This is a genomic window from Promineifilum sp. (SeqCode) (assembly GCF_041918635.1).
In the GTDB taxonomy this organism is placed as follows: domain Bacteria; phylum Chloroflexota; class Anaerolineae; order Promineifilales; family Promineifilaceae; genus Promineifilum.
This window is the reverse complement of sequence record NZ_JAYRVJ010000335.1, coordinates 1-17,573: the sequence shown is the minus strand read 5'-3', so window position 1 is coordinate 17,573 and position 17,573 is coordinate 1. Positions and strand designations below refer to the sequence as shown.

Below are 17,573 nucleotides of genomic sequence, written 5' to 3'. Positions count from 1 at the left end.
CCCTCGACGGCGACGAGCCTCAACAACCTGGGCGTGCTCTGCTATGACGAGGGCAATCTGCCGGACGCCGCCGCCTACATGCGCCGGGCGCTGGCGATCCGCGAAAGGGTTCTCGGCCCGCAACACCCCGATACCCGCCAATCCCGCGCCAACCTGGATGCCATCGAGGCGGCGATGGGCGAGGATTGAATCAATGGCTATGGGTGAAAACGGAGGAAACGGATAGAGGCGCGCTGGCGATTGGCCTCCATCGTTGAGTGCGGGGTGATGCGTATTGACAAATGAAACCGGATATGACCGGGGTAGGGGCGGGACAACCGGCGCGACGACCCTCATCCATTCACCGGAATGTGGGTCGCCGGTTGTCTCGCCCTCTGGAGCGGCGCGCGACCAGTCAGAGGGGCGAGACAACGCGGCAGCGACAGGGTTCTGCAAGACGAGACCATTCGGCCGTGTTGTCCCGCCCCTACGCGTCCTATATCCGGGTCTATTTGTCAAAACGTATCAACCCGCGCTCAACCAGCCAGCCCGGCTTCGAATAGTTCGAGCTGTTCAGACCACCGCCGCCAGCGCCGCCAGCCCCAGGCCGTCATAGTACCACCGGCCGCTGCCGGCCCGCGTTTTGGTCACGCCCCGTTCCAGGGCAATCGCCTATTCCGCTGCTGCGGGTTGAAACGCCGCGGCTGGCAAGCAAAACCCGTTGAAACCGGGTTGCGCGACCCGCCGGCCACACGTCTTGGCGTGTTTGGTGTATCAGCCAACGGGTTTCAACCGTTGGCGCGAGCCCGGATCACCGCCGCCGTCGCGCCCACCCCCTGCCGCTACCACGCCGCCCGGACGTTGGGCGACTTGCCAAATCGCCCTACAGACCTACTGACCCACTGACTACTGACTACTGCTTACTCTCTTCACTCCCACCGCCACCGCGTCATCGTCCCCAGCATGGCCCCGTCCCAGGCCAGCACCAGGCCCGGCTCCACCACCCAGTAGGGCGAGCCTTGCTCCGTCTGGTACTTGGCCCGGTACAGCCCGTCCAGCTCCGCCCATTCGGTCGTCGTCAACTCGTCGTCGGCCAGCGTCCGCGCCCGGCCCTCGATGACGACCACGCGCTCGGCGTCCGGCGGGTGGACGCACACGGCCGGGTTGGCGAGCAGGTTGCGCGCCCAGCGCGTCTCCGGGCTGCCGTCGAAGTGGAGGCGGTCGCCCTGCCAGACGCCCCAGACGGGCATGGCGTGGGGGCGGCCGTCCGGCCCGGCCGTGCTGATCCAGTAGTACCGCGCCGCGGCCATCCGCTCGGCCACGAAGGCCCAGGTCAACTGCGGCGTCTCCGGCAAGCCGTAGCCCGCCAGGGGTCGCGGCGGCTCGGGGTTGGGGATGAGCAACTTGGGAAGCATAGGTCACCTCATGAATGAATTAACCACGGATTGGCACGGATTGTACGGATTTTCACGGATTGAACCTGGTTTCAATCCGTTTTCATCCGCTAAATCCGTGAGAATCCGTGGTGCGTTTATTCAGTTGCCCAGTAACCGACGCCCACCCCCAGCGCAGCGCCTCCCCGGCGCAGAGGCACATGGGCGCGGTCATGATGAGGCTGTACTGCGGCCACTTCGTCCCCCACAGCAGCAGGAAGGCCAGGCCGATGCCCCACCACAGCACGATCACCCGCCCGCGCCCCTCCCACGCCCGCCACGCCGGCCACACCCCGACCAGCCCCGCGGCCGCGATCACCCCGTCCAGCGCCACCGGGAACAGCCCCGGATGCCACAGCGCCGGCATGGGCCGGAACAGCCACACGAACGGCTGATACCACGGGTAGCCGACTGAGGCGACGATGGCGCTGTCGGTGTAGTTGACGTGGAAGAGAATGGACGCGCCCAACCGGCCGAGCGGGTCGGGCCACAGGTACGGGTTGGCGGCGTAGAACACCAGCAGGGCCAGCCCGCCCCAGGCGGTCAACACTCCCAGGGGCAACCCACCTCGGAAGGTGGGTCGCACCTGACGCCAACTATAGTCGGCCGCCACCGCCAGCCCGGCCACGCCATACACGTACTTCCCCGCCGCCGTCAGCCCCAGCGCCACGGCCGACAATGCCCACCAGAGAAGAGGCTCACGCAAAGAACGCGAAGGACGCCAAGAACGCCAAGAAAAAACACGCTCTTCTTTGCGTTCTTGGTCTCCTTCGCGCCCTTTGCGTGAGCTCTTCCCCGCCCGTATATAAGCCAGCACGCACACCGTCGCCGTGAACATCGGCAGCGCCTCCAGATAGATCTGGGTGGTGTACTTGATGGTGTAGGTGTGGATGGCCAGCAGCGCCCCGGCCGCCGGGCTAACCGCGGCCAGCAGCAGCACGTGGAGCAGGCTGAACAGTTCCGAGGCGCGGCGGGCGCTCAGGGTCATGGGCTGGAGCGGCGGCGGCAGGTCGGCCAGCTCGGTCAGTTCGGGCAAGTCGGGCAGCGCGTCGGGGCTGCGGCCATAGGGAAACAGGGCGGCGGCGTAGAGCAGCTTCACCAGGCCGGGGTGTTCGGCGTGGAAGTCGTCGTTGACCAGCCGGGCCAGGTCGCCCTCGCGCAGCGCGCCGGCATAGCGCAGCCCGGCCTCGAAGTAGACCGGCTCGTCGAAGTCGGTGCGCATCGTTCGCACGGCCGTCTCGCGCAGGCCGAGGGCCAGGAGGAAGATAAGGGTGATGAGGAGAACGCGCGTTTTCATGAATAAATGAACCACGGATTCTCACGGATTCTACGGATACGAACGGATTGAGTCCTTTGTTCAATCCGTCCAAATCCGCAAAATCCGTGAGAATCCGTGGTTAATTCACTACAACACCCGCAGATCGGGTGGGAAGGCGTCGCTGCTGCGAAAAATCTCCAGCAGCGCCATGCGGTAGGAGGGCAACGGCTCCTGCCACAGCCAACTCACGTCGAGCCAGAAGTCGGGCAGGGCGGTCGAGGCGTAGCGGCCGTCGGCGTCCAGCTCCACCGGCTGGAACACGCCCGATTCGTCGCGGCGGTAGAACTCGGCCGCCTGTTGGTGGGGGCGTGGGTCGATCAACCAGTACTCGCTCACGCCGGCCCGCTCGTACTCGGTGAACTTGCGGATGCGATCCTCGCGGACGCTGCCGGTGGAGATGACCTCGATGGCGATGTCCGGCCCGCCGTCGAATCGCCGCTCGCCCAGCAGCTCCAGCCGCGCCCGGCTGACGTAGAACACGTCCGGCTCCCGCGACGGCCCGCCCGGCCATAGCTTGAACTCCAGCGGCCCGGCTCCGACCATGCCCAGGTCCAGCGCCTCGACGAAACCGCTCAATAGGCGAAAAAGAAACCAGATGATCTGTTGGTGATGTGGCAGCGGCGGCATGTATTCGATCATCTCCCCATCAACCCATTCGGCAAAGCGCGTCTCGCTCGCCTGTTCCAGGTACTCTTCGTAGCTCGCCGGGCGGCGCGTCACGGTTGGCGGCGCGGTGGTGGTGGCCGGGGTCATGGTTTCGCTCTCCTGAACAGCGCGTGGGGTTGTGCCCATGCGGGAAGTATAGCAGAGTATGGGGGAATAAATGAACCACGGATTTTCACGGATTGGACGGATAAGCACGGATTGGAAACAAGGATTCAATCCGTATCATCCGTTAAATCCGTGCAAATCCGTGGTTCATTTATTTATGTAAACAGCCGCAACTGATACTCCGGCCGGCGGCCGTCGAGGAGGACGAACGGCTCGATGTCCTTCGTCCGCACGCCGATCTGCCGCAGCTCGTCCACCGACCGCAACCGCGCCCGCCGCCGCGCCATGAGGATGGCCGCCGCCCCCTTCGGCCCGATGCCCGGCACGCGCAGCAACTCCTCCCGCTCGGCCCGGTTCACCTCCACCGGCGCCTCGCGCAGGTTCACCTCGGCCCACGCCCGCTTGGGGTCGGTGTCCAGCGGCAGCCGGCCGTCGGCGTCGAAGGGCATCTCCTCCAGGTCGAAGCCGTAGTCGCGGAACAGGTATGACGCCTGATAGAGCCGGTGCTGCCGCCACGGGTCTTCGGCCGGCTGGTTCTCCAGCGGCGTATCGCGGATGGGGCTGAAGGCGGAGAAGTAGGCCCGCTTCAGCCCGGCGGTGCGGATGAGGTGCTCGGTCGTGGTCAGCAGTTCCAGGTCGCTCTCGTCGACCGCGCCGACGACGAACTGCGTCGTGGACGACGGCCAGCATCCCTGCCAGCCGCGCGCCGCCGGCTCCTCGCGCCGTATCTCCTCGATCCAGCGCAGCGGCGTCAGCAGCTCCTCGACAAACTGCTTCTTAGGGGCCAGCCGCGCCAGCCGCGCCGGGTTCGCCCCCTCCAGGTTGATCGACAGCCGGTCGGCCAGCGCCATCGCCCGCCGCACCTGGTCGCGCTCCGCCCCGGGCATGATCTTCAGGTGGACGTAGCCGCCAAAGCGGTGCCTGGTGCGCAGGATGTCCACCGTGTCGAGCAGCTTGTCCTGGGCGTGGACGCCGCCGCCGATGATGCCGCTGCTCAGGAACAGCCCCTCCACCACGCCCGCGCGGCGCATGTCCATGAACGTCTTGGCCATCTCGTCGGGCGAGAAGGAGACGCGGCGGAAGTTCCGGCCGGCGCGGAAGGGGCAGTAGTGGCAATTGCGCTCGCAGGCGCTGGTCAGCAGCGTCTTCAGCAGGGGGATCGTCCCGCCGCCGGGCAACGCCGCGTGGGTGACACCCAGGGCTGCTTTTTTGGCGACGGCTCGGCGTTCAGCGGCGTGGCCGGGCAAGCCGCAGGGGAGCAGGGGGGCGGGGGAGCGGGGGGGAGTTCTCCCCTGCACCCCTGCACCCCTGCTCCCCTGCGCTTCAGCCGCCGGCGGCGCGGGCACAGCCCCCACCTCCTCCGCCGGCTCCAGCCCCATATGCACCGCGATCTCTTGCAGCTTGATAAGGGTGTCCATCTAGTCATTATAGAACAAGTGTTCAGAGAAAGTCAATCAGCCGTACGTAGCGCGGGTTTCCTAACCCGCGGCGTAAGTGGAGCAGAACACAGGATGAGAATCCCGTGCCACGTAGCGCGGGTTTCCTAACCCGCGGTGTGCAAAGGAAGAACAGATACGGGATAAGAATCCTGTGCCACTCACATGGGCGCGTACTTCCAGTAGCTCCACAACCACTTCGACCAGTCATCTACTAGTCCGGCCTTCACCGGGTTGTTAAGCACATACCAGACAATGCGCTCCAATTCCTGGGGGTCGCGGACGTAGTGGTCGTAGCTTTCTGCCTGCCAGAACTTGCACCCCTTGCGGCCGAGCAGTTCGTTCGCTTGAAAAGCTGAGAACCCTTTCAGCACGTGCATGATTCCAGATAGTGAGCAATACGAATCCTGATTGTCAAGTAGAGGCGTCAATATAATGTGCAAATGATTAGGCATCACGCAATAGGCAACAAGGTCATATGTACGACCATCACGATCATGAGCTGCATTGCAGACTAGCTGGGCGATTTGTGGATCACGTAACCAGAATGGCCCTGTCGAAACACAATCGAGTAACGCGTCAAAACGACCAAAATAGCGTTTTTCCTCTTGATACTGCAGACGTTCTCGATCAGCCATAGCAGCCGTATTCTCGATTGCCTGCAAGCGCAGTCGCGCTTCCTGTCGCATTCGTTGGAAGACCTCAACTGGTAAGCTTCCATACAGGTGAGCAGTGATAAAGAACGTTGCTCCAGGCGGCTGGATATGCGGGAGATTACGGCGATAGCTGAATTGGTAGCGGAGTGGGTTGGTCATTGTTCCCCCGTTATAGTGCTGTGTGGACGTTAACGGAGATAACCCAGCATTGTAACAGCTTTTCGTAGCTCAGCCATTCCTGGCTGAGAGGCCGCGGTCACGAATGACCACGCTACGTAGCTCAGCCATTCCTGGCTGAGAGACTGAGAGGCCGCGGTTAGGAACGACCACGCTACGTAGCTCAGCCATTCCTGGCTGAGGGGCTGAGGGGCCGCGGTCAGGAATGACCGCGCTACGTAGCTCAGCCATTCCTGGCTGAGGGGCCGCGGTCAGGAATGACCGCGCTACATTTGATTGTTGCGCCCGAACTGTTGCGCTAAGCTACTATGAGTCGCATTCACTGGAGAGTGCGCTATTGTATATCCATCACGATAAGGAGTCATCCCCCTCATGCCTCTCCTCTCCCCCACCGACTGGCTCGTCTTCATCCTCGTCGTCGGGCTGCGCTTTTTGCTGCCGCTGCTCATCCCGTTCTTTCCGCTGCCGGCCATCGTCGCCTGCCTGCTGCTCGACGGGGTAGACCAGACCATCTTCCAGGTCTTCACCAACCTGCCCCTCGACGGCTACCAGTCCTATGACAAGGCGTTGGACATCTACTACCTCAGCGTGGCCTACATCGCCACCTTCCGCAACTGGACGAACGACTACGCCTTCCAGGTCAGCCGGTTCCTCTACTACTACCGGCTGGTCGGCGTGGTGCTGTTCGAACTGCTGGGGCTGCGGGCGCTGCTGCTCATCTTCCCCAACACCTTCGAGTACTTCTTCATCTGGTATGAGGCGGTGCGGCTGTGGTGGGAGCCGCGCCGGCTGAGCCGGCGGACCATCCTGATCGCCGCGGCGGCCATCTGGATCGTCATCAAGCTGCCGCAGGAGTGGTGGATCCACATCGCCCAGCGCGACGTGACCGACACCATCAAGGCGCTGTTGGGGGGTACGCCCGAGTCGCCGTGGGGGCCGCTGCTGGCCGAGAACTGGCTGCTCATTGCCGCCGCGCTGCTGATCATCGGCGCGGCGATCTTCTTCCTCTACCGCACCTTGCGGACGCGCTTGCCCCGGCCGGAGCACCCCATGGCTCTCTCGGCCGACGCCTACACCGAGCAGCCGGCCCCCGCCCGCTTCGACGACGCCCGCGCCCACGTCTACGAGCGCGTCTTCGACCGCTACCTGTTCGAGAAAGTGGCGCTGCTGTCGCTGCTGACCATCATCTTCTCGGAGATGCTGCCTACCTCCACCATGCGGCCGCTCAACGTGGTCATCAACGTGGCGGCGTTCATCATCGCCAACACGGCCATCACCACCCTGCTGGCCCGCCGGGGGACGCGGGTGGCCTCGGGTATCGTCCACTTCGCCGTTGTGCTGGTCGTGAACTTTGGGCTGGTGCTCTTGCGCGGGCTGCTGCTGGGTGGGGCGACCAACTGGCTCAACGCCACGGTCTTCATCTTCCTGCTCAGCGTCACCGTCACCCTCTTCGACCGCTTCGTGCTGTTCCGGCTGGCGCGCTTTCCCGGAATGGCACACTGATGACGCTGATTTGGCTGATTGGCGCTGATAAGAGAATGGACTGTTTCATCAGCGCGAATCAGCCAAATCAGCGCCATCAGCGTCCCATTGCTTCGCGCTCGACCCCTCCCGATCCGCCAGATAGTCGCTCCACCACTGCAAATAGCGCAAGTCCGCCTCCGGCAGCGGAAAGCCGGCGTCCTTCAAGGCCAGCACGATCGCCTGGCTGACGTGCGACATCGCCTCCAGGAAGTCGCGCCGGGTCGATTCAGTCCAGAAGCGCACGCTAAGGATGATGTCGGCGTCGTTCAACTCGCGGATGATGACCGTGTTCGGCGGCTTGGTCAGCACCCCTGGCGTCTCTGACACGGCCTGCTTGATTACCTCGATGGCCCGCAGCAAGTCCAGGTCGTAGCCCAGGGGGAAAGTAATCTCCCCGCGGCGCATCGGCGCGGCCGTGTTGTTGATGACGCGCGTCGTGAACAGCTCCATGTTGGGCACGATCACGATGCGGCCGTCGTAGGTGCGGATCTGCGTCGCCCGCAGATCGATGCGCTCCACCGCCCCCTCCGTCTCGCCGATGACGATCTCATCCCCCAGTTCGAACGGCCGCAGCACCAGGATGAGCAACCCGCTGATGAAGTTGGACAGGATGTCCTGCAGGGCGAAGCCGAGGGCCAGGCTGGTCAGGCCGATGCCCGTCGCCAGCGCTTGCGGGTCGAAGCCGAGGGCGTTGACGGCGATGATGATGCCCAGCACCCAGATGCTGTAGTAGATGAGTTGCCGGATGAGGTTCTCCAGCGTTCGGTCGCGGATGATGACGGCGAACAGGCGCGTCAGCAGCCAGCGGACGATCCAGGCCAGCACCCCAAAGAGGGCCAGGATGAGGAAGGTCGCCAGCGCCTGGGGCAAGACGGTGCGCGCCGATTCGCCCAGACGGACAAAGGCAGCCTCGATGAGCACCAGCACCTCGGAGCGGCCGGCCCGCCGCGCCCGCCCGGCGGCCAAAGCCCCATCAATCGCCAGCGCCCAGCTGGTTGCCAGCGTATCCAGGTCGGTCAGGTTCTCCTCGGCGTCGAGGGTGGTGACGGTGACGACGGGCGTGTCGTTGACGGTGATGAGGCGCTCGGCCGGGTTGCGCTCGTCATTGCGCTCGACGACGGCCGGGTTGAGCGGGGCCGGACTCTCCAGCAGGGCTTCCAAGCGCTGTTCGACACGGCGGGCGCGCGTCACGGCGTCGGCGTCATCGGCCGCGCCGACGCGGAACACGGTGCGGCCGTCGAGGCGGACGGGTTCGCGGTCGTCCTCCTGGGCGCGGGCCGCGGGAACGCTTCCGGCCAGCGCCAGCAGCGCGAACAGAACGAAGAGCAGGCGGTTTATTGACATAACAAATGACCCAGGCCGTCGCCGGAGCAACGATGGGTCAGGGATGAGGCGAGCGCGGCAAGGGGGATAGGATACTGTGGGCCGTCGTTAGGTGCAACTCATCAGGTGCAACCCACTTCAGAAAGTGGGTCGCACCGGCCGCTCGTAGTCAGGCGATTCATCGCCGTTCTTCACCCGGTAGCATAACCTGTCAAGTGGCCCCTAGCCTACCAGTCCGGGGTGGCCGTGTAAGGCGAGGGGTCGATGAGGAACGCCCCGCCGCCGTCGGCGTGGGCCACGTAGAGACGGCCGTCCGCGCCGACAAAGACGAGGTAGCGGCCGTCGGGCGACCAGGCCCCGTCGGTCGCGCCGGGCAGCAGCAGCGTGGGCGCGCCGCCGCCGACCGGCACGGTGAACAGGCCGCGCCCGCCGCCGGCCACGTCGCCGGTGTAGAGGATGGTCGCCCCGTCGGGCGACCAGTCGGGCGCGCTGGCGTCGGGGCCGGTTGAGGGCAGAGGGATAATATCGCCGCCGCTGTCGCTCATGATCGCCAGCTCGGCGCGGAGGCTGATGCCGTTGTGGTATTCGTGGCGAAAGACGATGCGCGCGCCGTCGGGCGACCAGGCGGGGTCGCTGTCGTTGCTGGACAGGTAGGGCGTCAGGTTGGTGGCCTCAACGAGAGCAGGGGTCGTGATCCAGATGTCAGGATCATCAGGGTCGGGCTCAACACCCACGAAGGCCAATCGCTGTCCATCGGGTGACCAGGCGGCGTCGCCCAGCCAGGCGAGGCCAAAAGGCCCATCGCCGCGGCGCGCGTCGCCGTTGAGCTCGATGATGGTGAGCCGGCCGCCGAAACGGTCGAACAGGTTGTAGGCGATGCGCTCATGGTCGGGCGACCAGGCTGGCTGGGTGGCATACTGGGCCACCGTGCCGCCAAACGTCCGCTGCGTCTTGCCGGTCCCGTCGGGCCGGATAGTGACGATTTCCGGCAGCGGGGTCGTTCCAGGCCCCCAGTAGAGGATTTTGTCGCCATAAACAATGGGCGCGTCAGGCAGATCGCCGGGGGGCGCGGGAGACAGCACGACCGGCAGACGAATCTCGTTGGCTGGGACGGGCGCGCGTGGGGTGGGGGTGGCGTCGTGGGCGGCGGCCGCGCCCACGGTCAACAGAATCACCAGCAAGCAGAAAGGCAGGCGCGAAAGCGGGTGTCTACACAACATGACGGCCTCCCCGGAACCGCCAATGATGGCTAGCCGGCCAGGCGATCCCTAACACCAGTTTAGCATGAATGGCAGGGGGCCGAAATTCGATAAAGTACTTATTCCTGTCGTGGGGGCGATTTGGCAAATCGCCCAATGCGAAGAACGGCAATGAATTGCCTGACTACGAACCCGCTTTGCGCCATAATGGGCACCGATGTCCATCTCCGGCGCGCCGACCGACCTGCTGGTTCTGGCCCTCGTCATTCTGGCGCGGCTCATCACGCCGCTGTTCATCCCGCGCTACCCGCTGCCGGCCATCATCGCCTGCCTGCTGCTCGACGGGGTCGATCAGACCCTCTTCCAGAGCTTCACCAGCCTGCCGCTCGACGGCTACCAGGGGTACGACAAGGCGCTCGACGTGTACTACCTGTCCATCGCCTACCTCTCCACCCTGCGCAACTGGACCAACCCGTTCGCCTTCCGGGTGGCGCGCTTTCTGTTCTACTACCGGCTGGTCGGCGTGGCCCTGTTCGAGGTGCTGGAGTGGCGCGTGCTGCTCTTCATCTTCCCCAATACTTTCGAGTACTTCTTCATCTGGTACGAACTGGTCAGCCTGTGGGGCAACCCCATCCGGCTGCGGCGGGCCACAGTGGCCGGCGCGGCGGCGGCCATCTGGCTGCTCATCAAGCTGCCCCAGGAGTACTGGATCCACATCGCCCGGCTCGACGTGACGGACGTGATCAAGATCGCCTTCCTGGGAGCGCTGCCGGAAACGCCGTGGGGCCACATCTTCCGCGCCGCGCCGTGGGCGTTCGCCGGCGTGGGGCTGATCGCCATCGCCATCATGGCCGTCCTCGTCCGGCTGGCGGCGCGGCGGCTGCCGCCCCTCCACGCCGGCCCCTTCGCCCGCCGCCTCTACCGCCAGCAGTTCGACCGCGAGCAGTGGCATGCCGCCCGCGCCGCCTGGGCCCGCCACGTCTTCGACCGCGACCTGCTGGAGAAAGTCGTCCTGGTGGCGCTGATCGTGGTCATCTTCGCCCAAATCCTGCCCGGCGTGCGGCCCACGACGCCGCAACTGGCCTTTGGCGTGGTCGCCGTTGTCGTGCTGACCACCGGCGTCAGCCACGGCCTGGCCCGCCGCGGCGTCGGCTGGACGAGCGTCATCGGCCAGTTCCTCGTCGTCATGGCCGCCAACTTCACCGCCGTCATCCTCTTTCAGGCCCTGCCCGGCGTCCGCGACCTGAACGAGGCCAACGTGCTGTTCTTCATCTTCCTGCTGACGATCATCGTCACCCTGCTCGACCGCTTCACCATCGTCCGCTACGCCCGCTTTCCGGATAAATTAACCGCGGATTCTCACGGATTTAGCGGATAAGACGGATTGAACTTTGATTCAATCCGTGTTCATCTGTCCAATCCGTGAAAATCCGTGGTGAATTCATTCTCCTTGCTTTTCGGGCCGGGATGGGCCATGATCCAGCCCATCGCGCAGCCCCCGCCGCCGCGCGGCCAAAGACGTATCGGACTTAATTATGATCTGCTCATAACAAAATCACGTAACCTTAAAGAAAACTCGCTCCGCCAACGCCCTTTTTTTGCAGCGCGGGGGAGCGGGGGAGCAGGGGCGCGGGGGTGGCCGCTGACCCACTGAATACTGAGGCAGACACATAGGTCTGCCCTTACTGAGGCAGACACATAGGTCTGCCCCTACCAACCCACTGCTTACTAACAACTATCAACTAACAACTAGCAACTAACAACTAGCAACTATGCGCATCACTATCGGCTCCGACGAGCGCACCCACCTGACCGACGCGGTCATCGCCGAGCTCATCCGGCGCGGCCACCAGGTCACCCCCATCGGCCCGCTGGCCGAGCCGGCCGAGCCGCTGCTGTGGCCGGCCGTCGCCCGCCGTGTGGCCGAAGCCGTGGCCGCTGGCGCGGCTGCCAGCGGAGCCGACGAGGGCATCCTCTTCTGCTGGACGGGGACGGGCGTCAGTCTGGCCGCCAACAAAGTGCCCGGCATCCGCGCCGCCCTGTGCGACGACGCCGAGACGGCCCGCGGCGCGCGCCTGTGGAACAACGCCAACGTCCTCTGCCTCTCCCTGCGCCGCCTGTCGGAGGTTGTCGCCCAGGAGATTCTCGACGCCTGGTTCGCCACCGCCTACCAGCCCAACCCGACCGACGATGAGGCGCTGGCGCAGGTAGATGCCATCGAGCAATCGTATGTGCCGCGATGAATGGCTTAGAGTTCACGCAAAGAGCGCAAAGGACGCTAAGAATGCAAAGAGGAATTTTGTCTTGGCGTTCTTTGCGCTCTTTGCGTGAGCCTCTTCTCCTCACTCTGGAGTTCTTATGACCCCCTTCGCCGCTCAATTCCAGATCCCCTTCGGCTTCGAATACTTCGCCATCCTGCTGTGGGCCACCTCCGGGGCCATCGTCGGCTGGCGCAAGGGGTACGACATCGTCGGCGTCTTCGTCATCGCCTTCCTCTCGTCCTTCGGCGGCGGCCTGTTGCGCGACGGCATGTTCTTGTCGCGCCTGCCTGTGGTGCTGACCAACCCGACCTACTTCTGGGTGCTGACGGCGGCGGTGTTGGGGGTGATGGTCGCCGGCCGCCGCGTCACGCGCAACGAACTATTGCCCAAGGTCGTTTCCGTCATCGACGCCCTGGGCACGCCCATGTTCATCGTTCTGGGGGCGGAGATCGCCCGCGGGCGGGTGCTCTCTATGGTGTCTATCGTCCTGCTGGCGACCGTCACGGCCGTCGGCGGCGGCCTCTTGCGCGACGTGGTGGCCGGCGACACGCCCGAACTGCTGCGACCGGGGCAGTACAACACCCTGCTGGTCATCGTCGCCGCGTACCTCTATATGGCCCTGGCCTACCGGGTGGGCGTGGATCGGGTCACGTCGGCCTGGATCATCATCGGGCTGTTCTTCATCACCCGCCTGCTGACCATCCGCTTCAACTGGCGCTCCCGGCCGCTGCACGAGTTTCGGGTCAGCAGTGTGATGGAGTTGGTGGGCTTGAAGAAAAACGAGGATGAAGAGGCTCACGCCAAGAGCGCCAAGTAAGCCAAGGACGCAAAGAAAAATAGCTCTTCTTTGCGCTCTTTGCTTCTTTGCGCCCTTGGCGTGAGCCTCTTCGCTCATAACGACTATGCTTCCCTCCTGGAACCCCACCCCCACCCGCCAGGCCATCCTCGACTTCCTGGCCGCCGTGACGGAGCCGGACAGCCCCGACTACGCCCCGCTGGAAGCCCGCCTGGCCGTCTTCGACAACGACGGCACGCTGTGGGTGGAGAAGCCCTACCTCGTCCACTTCTACGCCCTGGTGGCCCGCTATCGGGAGATGCTGCGCCACCAGCCGCTGCGCCTGACCCGCCGCGCTGCCCGCGCCCTGCTGACCAACGACACCAGTGACGCCGATAGCATCTTCCAGCGCAGTGAGCTGGCTGAACTGCTGGGCGACATGGCCGGCGTGCCCTTCAGCGGCATGACCGACGACGAGTTCGCCGCCTGGATGCGCGCCTGGATCGAGCAGTGGCGTCACCCCCGCTTCGGCGTCAGCCTGGCCGGGCTGGTTTACCGGCCGATGGTGGAACTCATCGCCCTCCTCCACAGCCTCGACTTCACGGTCGTCATCGCCACGGCCGACGAGGCCGCCTTTGTGCGCCTCTTCTCGGCCGAGCTGTTCGGCGTGCCCCCGTTGCGCGTGCTGGGCAGCAGCTTCGCGCCGCGCCCGCTGGCCGCCGGGGCCGCGCTCGACCCGCTCCGCCTGCTGCGCGGCCACCACCCCGACTTCTTCCACCACGGCGAGGACAAGCCCCGCTGCGTGGAGCGCGAGATGGGCCGCCGCCCCCTGCTGGCCGCCGGCAACTCCGACGGCGACCTGCCGCTGCTGCGCTGGACAGCCGAGGGGCCGGCGCTGGGCGAGACGCCGCGCGCCCTGCCGTTGGTCGTCCGCCACACCGACGCCGCCCGCGAATACGCCTACGACCGCGGCGCCCGCCGCCTGCGCCGCGAAGCGCTTATCCGGCGTTGGACGGTGGTAGATATGGCGGTGGATTGGAGCCAGATGTTCTAAGAGCGGGGAGCAGGGGGGAAAGAGGTTCATGCAAAGCAAATGTAGCGCAACCATTCCTGGTTGCGGTTGCGGCGCTCAGTCAGGAATGACTGAGCTACGCTCGACGCAAAGAACGCCAAGCCCAGAATTCTGGCTTGGCGTTCTTTGCGTCTTTGCGTGAGATCTTCTGTCACTTGGTAACGACGACGAGTTGCGGCGCGTGCGCCCCCTCCTTGCTGCCGTAGCTCACCTGATTGGCCGAGTCGTTGCTCAGCGCGAAGCTGGCCCGGCCGTTGCCGGCGACCGCCGGCGTCACGTCCAGCTCCACCCACTTGCCCTTGGCCGCCGCGCCGGCCGCGTCCAGCGGCGCGCCGCCGATGGCCGGGGCGTTAGCCCACTTCAGACCCGTCTCCAGCCACAGCGTCGTGGTGTTCAGGTAGTACGGGCTGACCGCGTACACCTGGCCGCCGTCCGGGCTGGGGTCGAGCACCCACAGCCGCAGCGTGGCGCTCTGCACCGCCCCGCTCAGGCCGGTCAGGTTGAACTTGAGGTAGGCGTTCATGTCAGCCGCCGCGTCGCGCACCTGGAGCCGCGGCGTGTTGAACACCCGGCTCTTCTGCGACGAGAGGACGTAGGCGTCGTTGGTGGGGGTGAAGGTCGTTGTCTTTGGCTCGTCGGGCGGGATGAGGTAGTCGATGATGAGTTCTGGCGGGTTGGCCCCTTCGCGGCTGCTGAAGACGTAATATGAGCTATCACGCACTGTCAGCCAATTGACCGCATTCGGCCCAAGGACGGCGATCATTCCAGTGACGTCATACACCAGCCAGCCGTTGAGGTCGGTTACAGGCCAATCTGTATAAGGGATCAACCAACAGCCGTCTGTTTGTGTCGTCTTCCAGGTCAGGCCGAATTCGCTCATTGGAGTCGTTGACGCTGCATCACAGCGATTGCTCCTCGGTTGAACCATCGGCCAGGGCTGAGACTGCACCACGTCTTGTACTCTCAGGCGGAGATACGCCCGCGCGACTAGTGGAGGCAGCTTGCCAGGGTCGAATGCTAAATGCGACTCCTTGCCAGTGGGAGGAACCTCAGAGGAAACGGCCTGAGTCTTCAATTGGAGGCTGTTTCCAAAGTTGGTATCGGGGGTCGCCTCATCAACATAGGTGTCGCCCGTGGCGCGGAGCGTCATCGTTCTCGTTTCCAGACCCCCGGTCACTGTCACCACAAATCCGGTAGACGTGGCGGCGTCAATGTGGACTATCATGCCCCCCTCAGGCGCGACCCACCTTTCACCCGGCCTCCATAGCTTCTGCGGTCGGTTGGACGAGTAGTCTGAGTAGAAGTCGCGTAACTCGTGGTAGCCACTAGCAAATTCGTGGATAACAATAGAGTTGCCCGGCAGCCGCCGATCATAGCTGACCATTTGACGTGCTTCCAGCGTGTAGTAGTGGTCGGTCGCTTCACCAATCGGCAGAATCGCCATCAGGTACCCGGTCGGCCCGGGCTGGATGGTCCGTTCTAGGCGAACTGTCGTTGTCCCGAGGGGGATCGTCAGTTTCCGGTCCGTAGGAATCCAGCCGAGGCGATCCAGATAAGGAGCGCTGAGGTTCTGGGGTAAGCAACCATAGACCGGATCAGCTAGATCGGCAGAGCAACGGGACCACGTGTCGCTCATCACGTCCCAGGGATTACCATACTGATTGGTTCCTGCCGGCACGTGCGCCAGATCGAAACCATGGCCCATCTCATGCACCGTGCAACTCATGTTTCCATAGCACCACAGAGGTAGCCAAGTTACCGCCCACGTCTTGGAGACCCCATCCAACGTCATAGGTCTAGTGCCGCCGTAAGAGGCGCCTACATTCGAACCATTGTACGCGATATTGATTCCCGCGTAATCCGGAAAGTGAACGGCGGGATTCGCCAGGGCAATACAATCGTTCAACAATGCCACACGGTTTGTCAACTGTCCACCGGTGATGTAGGCGCTCTTCGGCTGAGGCAGGGTGTACCACCCCACAGCTGTGCTGCCCGTCACGTTGAAGTTCCCATACGAGATGGTACGCCAGTAGTGATCAAGGCCGGGAAACGTATTGCGGTACATCTCCTGGAAAAAGCCAATGTTGCGCGGCTCCTCGGGCACGTCGGCAAACTTACAGGCGATGGTAAGCCACTTGTTGTTGCCAACAACGGCCGCGGTGTTGGGCGCGCCGGATGCGGGCGTGGGGTCTGCGGCCCGGATGGACACAACGGGCAGGATCGGTGCGATGGTTGAATTGCCATCCGCCAGTCCCCCTGTCGTCACAACGACGCGCCGCCCGGCCAAGCGGTAGAGGTCAGGTGTTCGCGCCGTCGCGGCGATTTGCAGTTCGACATCTGTGCCGTCATCGGTAGTCAGAACGAAGTGGTCAATGGGAGCGGCCCCTGGCGCGGCGGGATTCATCGGGTCCTCCCAGATCACCGTCAGCACGCCGCTCAACGTTGTCGATTCCACCGTCGGGGCCGCGTCTTGCGCCCCGACGAAGGCGGCCGGCAGGCAGAAAGCAAGCAACAACGCCGCCCAGACGATAGAACGGGAAATGGTGTTGCGAAACATGATCTTGGCTCCTTTTCTCTGCTATTACCAGTATAGATCGCCGGCCGGCCGAATTGCGCCACAAAATAGGGGCTAGGGGTTAGGGGCTAGGGACTAGGGAAGACCGTTCTTCCCTAGTCCCTAACCCCTAGTCCCTAACCCCTAGTCCCTAGCCCCTAGCCTCTGCCACACTGGGCCAAATGGGCTATTGATCTGGCCCGGCGAAAGGATTATCCTGTACGTAGGATGTCATATCCCTTTCACCTTGGGTTGACTCATCCCCGCCCCCTCTGCTCCCCGGTCGCCCATCCCAACACGTGGAGGTCTGTAGCTCGCGTAGCGCTTACGGCAAAATCTGCGCAATCTGCGGATTCTTCCCCTTGGCATAGGAGGCCAACCATGTTTGAGAGAGATCGTCAATGGCTCGTTCGTGTGGCGGCCGTCGCCCTGCTGCTATTCGCCGTGGCCGCTGTGGCCGCGGCCTACCGCGTGGGGCAGACCCGCGCCGCGCCCTCGGCCACGCCGGCCGTTGCGGCCCACGTGCTGAACCTGTCGTGCACGTCGGTGGACAACGTCGGCGCGTCCTTCGTCAAGATCGCCGACGTCGGCCAGTTCACCGTCCAGTCGCCCGACTCGCTGGTGGAACTCACCTTCTACGGCCGCATCTACGCCTCGTTCACCAACGGCACGGGGCTACGCTATGAGTTGCGCGTGGATGACGCGCCGACGACCCTCGGCCGCATCCGCGCCATCCTGAAGTCGGCCGAGGTCGGCGGCGGCGTTGGCCGCAACGCCACGATGGGCGGCTTCTACGAGGGACTGGCGGCCGGAACCCACACCGTCAGCATTTGGGCCCAGACAGCCAACGGCACCGACTCCGACACCGTTATGTTCGACGCCGGCTGCTGGAGCAGCGACGTGGTGACCATTAAGGAGTATCTGCCCTTCGGCACGATTGCCCTACCGGCCATCCTGAGCAACTAACAGCCTGCTCCGCCTGCCACAGACCTGACAGGTTCCCCCAAACACCTGTCAGGTCTCCCTCCCCCTGCTACAATCACTCCCAACTGACCTACTGAATACTGAATACTGCTTACTGCTTACTGAACACCT

15 protein-coding genes are annotated in these 17,573 nt (G+C 64.2%); 7 read left to right on the top strand and 8 right to left on the bottom strand.

The genetic code is table 11. The features are described 5' to 3' along the window. The coding region (locus ACE3UY_RS10850) for a tetratricopeptide repeat protein (RefSeq protein ID WP_374687549.1) at positions 1–189 on the top strand (189 nt) is incomplete at its 5' end. 719 nt (positions 190–908) lie between these two features. Here the strand turns inward: ACE3UY_RS10850 and ACE3UY_RS10845 are convergent. The 5 genes from ACE3UY_RS10845 to ACE3UY_RS10825 all read right to left on the bottom strand — a co-directional run bounded on the left by ACE3UY_RS10845 (position 909) and on the right by ACE3UY_RS10825 (position 5,752). Continuing rightward, positions 909–1,394: a pyridoxamine 5'-phosphate oxidase family protein gene (locus tag ACE3UY_RS10845; RefSeq protein WP_374687548.1), complete on the bottom strand. Its 486-nt coding sequence runs from the start codon at positions 1,392–1,394 to the stop codon at positions 909–911. Positions 1,395–1,476: 82 nt separating this feature from the next. Further along, positions 1,477–2,709: a hypothetical protein gene (locus ACE3UY_RS10840; RefSeq protein ID WP_374687547.1), complete on the bottom strand. Its 1,233-nt coding sequence runs from the start codon at positions 2,707–2,709 to the stop codon at positions 1,477–1,479. A gap of 108 nt (positions 2,710–2,817) precedes the next feature. Continuing rightward, positions 2,818–3,483, bottom strand: coding sequence for a Uma2 family endonuclease (locus ACE3UY_RS10835; protein WP_374687546.1), 666 nt, complete (start codon positions 3,481–3,483; stop codon positions 2,818–2,820). 173 nt (positions 3,484–3,656) lie between these two features. Next, positions 3,657–4,919 (bottom strand): radical SAM protein, encoded by a 1,263-nt coding sequence (locus ACE3UY_RS10830; protein ID WP_374687545.1) that lies wholly within the window; start codon positions 4,917–4,919, stop codon positions 3,657–3,659. 179 nt (positions 4,920–5,098) lie between these two features. Beyond that, complete coding sequence (locus ACE3UY_RS10825) at positions 5,099–5,752, bottom strand: transposase (protein ID WP_374687544.1); 654 nt, start codon at positions 5,750–5,752, stop codon at positions 5,099–5,101. Positions 5,753–6,142: 390 nt separating this feature from the next. Between ACE3UY_RS10825 and ACE3UY_RS10820 the strand changes: the two genes are divergently transcribed. Further along, complete coding sequence (locus tag ACE3UY_RS10820; protein ID WP_374687543.1) at positions 6,143–7,273, top strand: hypothetical protein; 1,131 nt, start codon at positions 6,143–6,145, stop codon at positions 7,271–7,273. A gap of 48 nt (positions 7,274–7,321) precedes the next feature. On the opposite strand, the gene ACE3UY_RS10815 is transcribed toward ACE3UY_RS10820, so the two are convergent. Beyond that, positions 7,322–8,638, bottom strand: coding sequence for a mechanosensitive ion channel family protein (locus ACE3UY_RS10815; RefSeq protein ID WP_374687542.1), 1,317 nt, complete (start codon positions 8,636–8,638; stop codon positions 7,322–7,324). Positions 8,639–8,844: 206 nt separating this feature from the next. Next, positions 8,845–9,837, bottom strand: a complete 993-nt coding sequence (locus ACE3UY_RS10810; protein WP_374687541.1) for a TolB family protein — start codon at positions 9,835–9,837, stop codon at positions 8,845–8,847. A 196-nt stretch (positions 9,838–10,033) separates the two neighbouring features. Here ACE3UY_RS10810 and ACE3UY_RS10805 point away from each other — a divergent pair, with 196 nt between their 5' ends. The 4 genes from ACE3UY_RS10805 to ACE3UY_RS10790 all read left to right on the top strand — a co-directional run bounded on the left by ACE3UY_RS10805 (position 10,034) and on the right by ACE3UY_RS10790 (position 13,906). Continuing rightward, entirely contained in the window at positions 10,034–11,194 is a 1,161-nt protein-coding gene (locus ACE3UY_RS10805; RefSeq protein ID WP_374687540.1) for a hypothetical protein, read from the top strand. Between the two features lie 394 nt (positions 11,195–11,588). Further along, a complete protein-coding gene (locus ACE3UY_RS10800; RefSeq protein ID WP_374687539.1) occupies positions 11,589–12,059 on the top strand; it encodes an RpiB/LacA/LacB family sugar-phosphate isomerase in 471 nt (156 codons plus the stop codon). 115 nt (positions 12,060–12,174) lie between these two features. Further along, entirely contained in the window at positions 12,175–12,894 is a 720-nt protein-coding gene (locus ACE3UY_RS10795) for a trimeric intracellular cation channel family protein (protein WP_374687538.1), read from the top strand. Positions 12,895–12,979: 85 nt separating this feature from the next. Further along, positions 12,980–13,906: an HAD family hydrolase gene (locus ACE3UY_RS10790; RefSeq protein ID WP_374687537.1), complete on the top strand. Its 927-nt coding sequence runs from the start codon at positions 12,980–12,982 to the stop codon at positions 13,904–13,906. A gap of 169 nt (positions 13,907–14,075) precedes the next feature. Here the strand turns inward: ACE3UY_RS10790 and ACE3UY_RS10785 are convergent, their stop codons facing one another. Continuing rightward, positions 14,076–16,436, bottom strand: a complete 2,361-nt coding sequence (locus tag ACE3UY_RS10785; protein ID WP_374687536.1) for a DNRLRE domain-containing protein — start codon at positions 16,434–16,436, stop codon at positions 14,076–14,078. Positions 16,437–16,859: 423 nt separating this feature from the next. On the opposite strand from ACE3UY_RS10785, the gene ACE3UY_RS10780 reads away from it, so the two are divergent. Beyond that, complete coding sequence (locus ACE3UY_RS10780; RefSeq protein ID WP_374687535.1) at positions 16,860–17,444, top strand: hypothetical protein; 585 nt, start codon at positions 16,860–16,862, stop codon at positions 17,442–17,444. Positions 17,445–17,573: the final 129 nt, after the last annotated feature.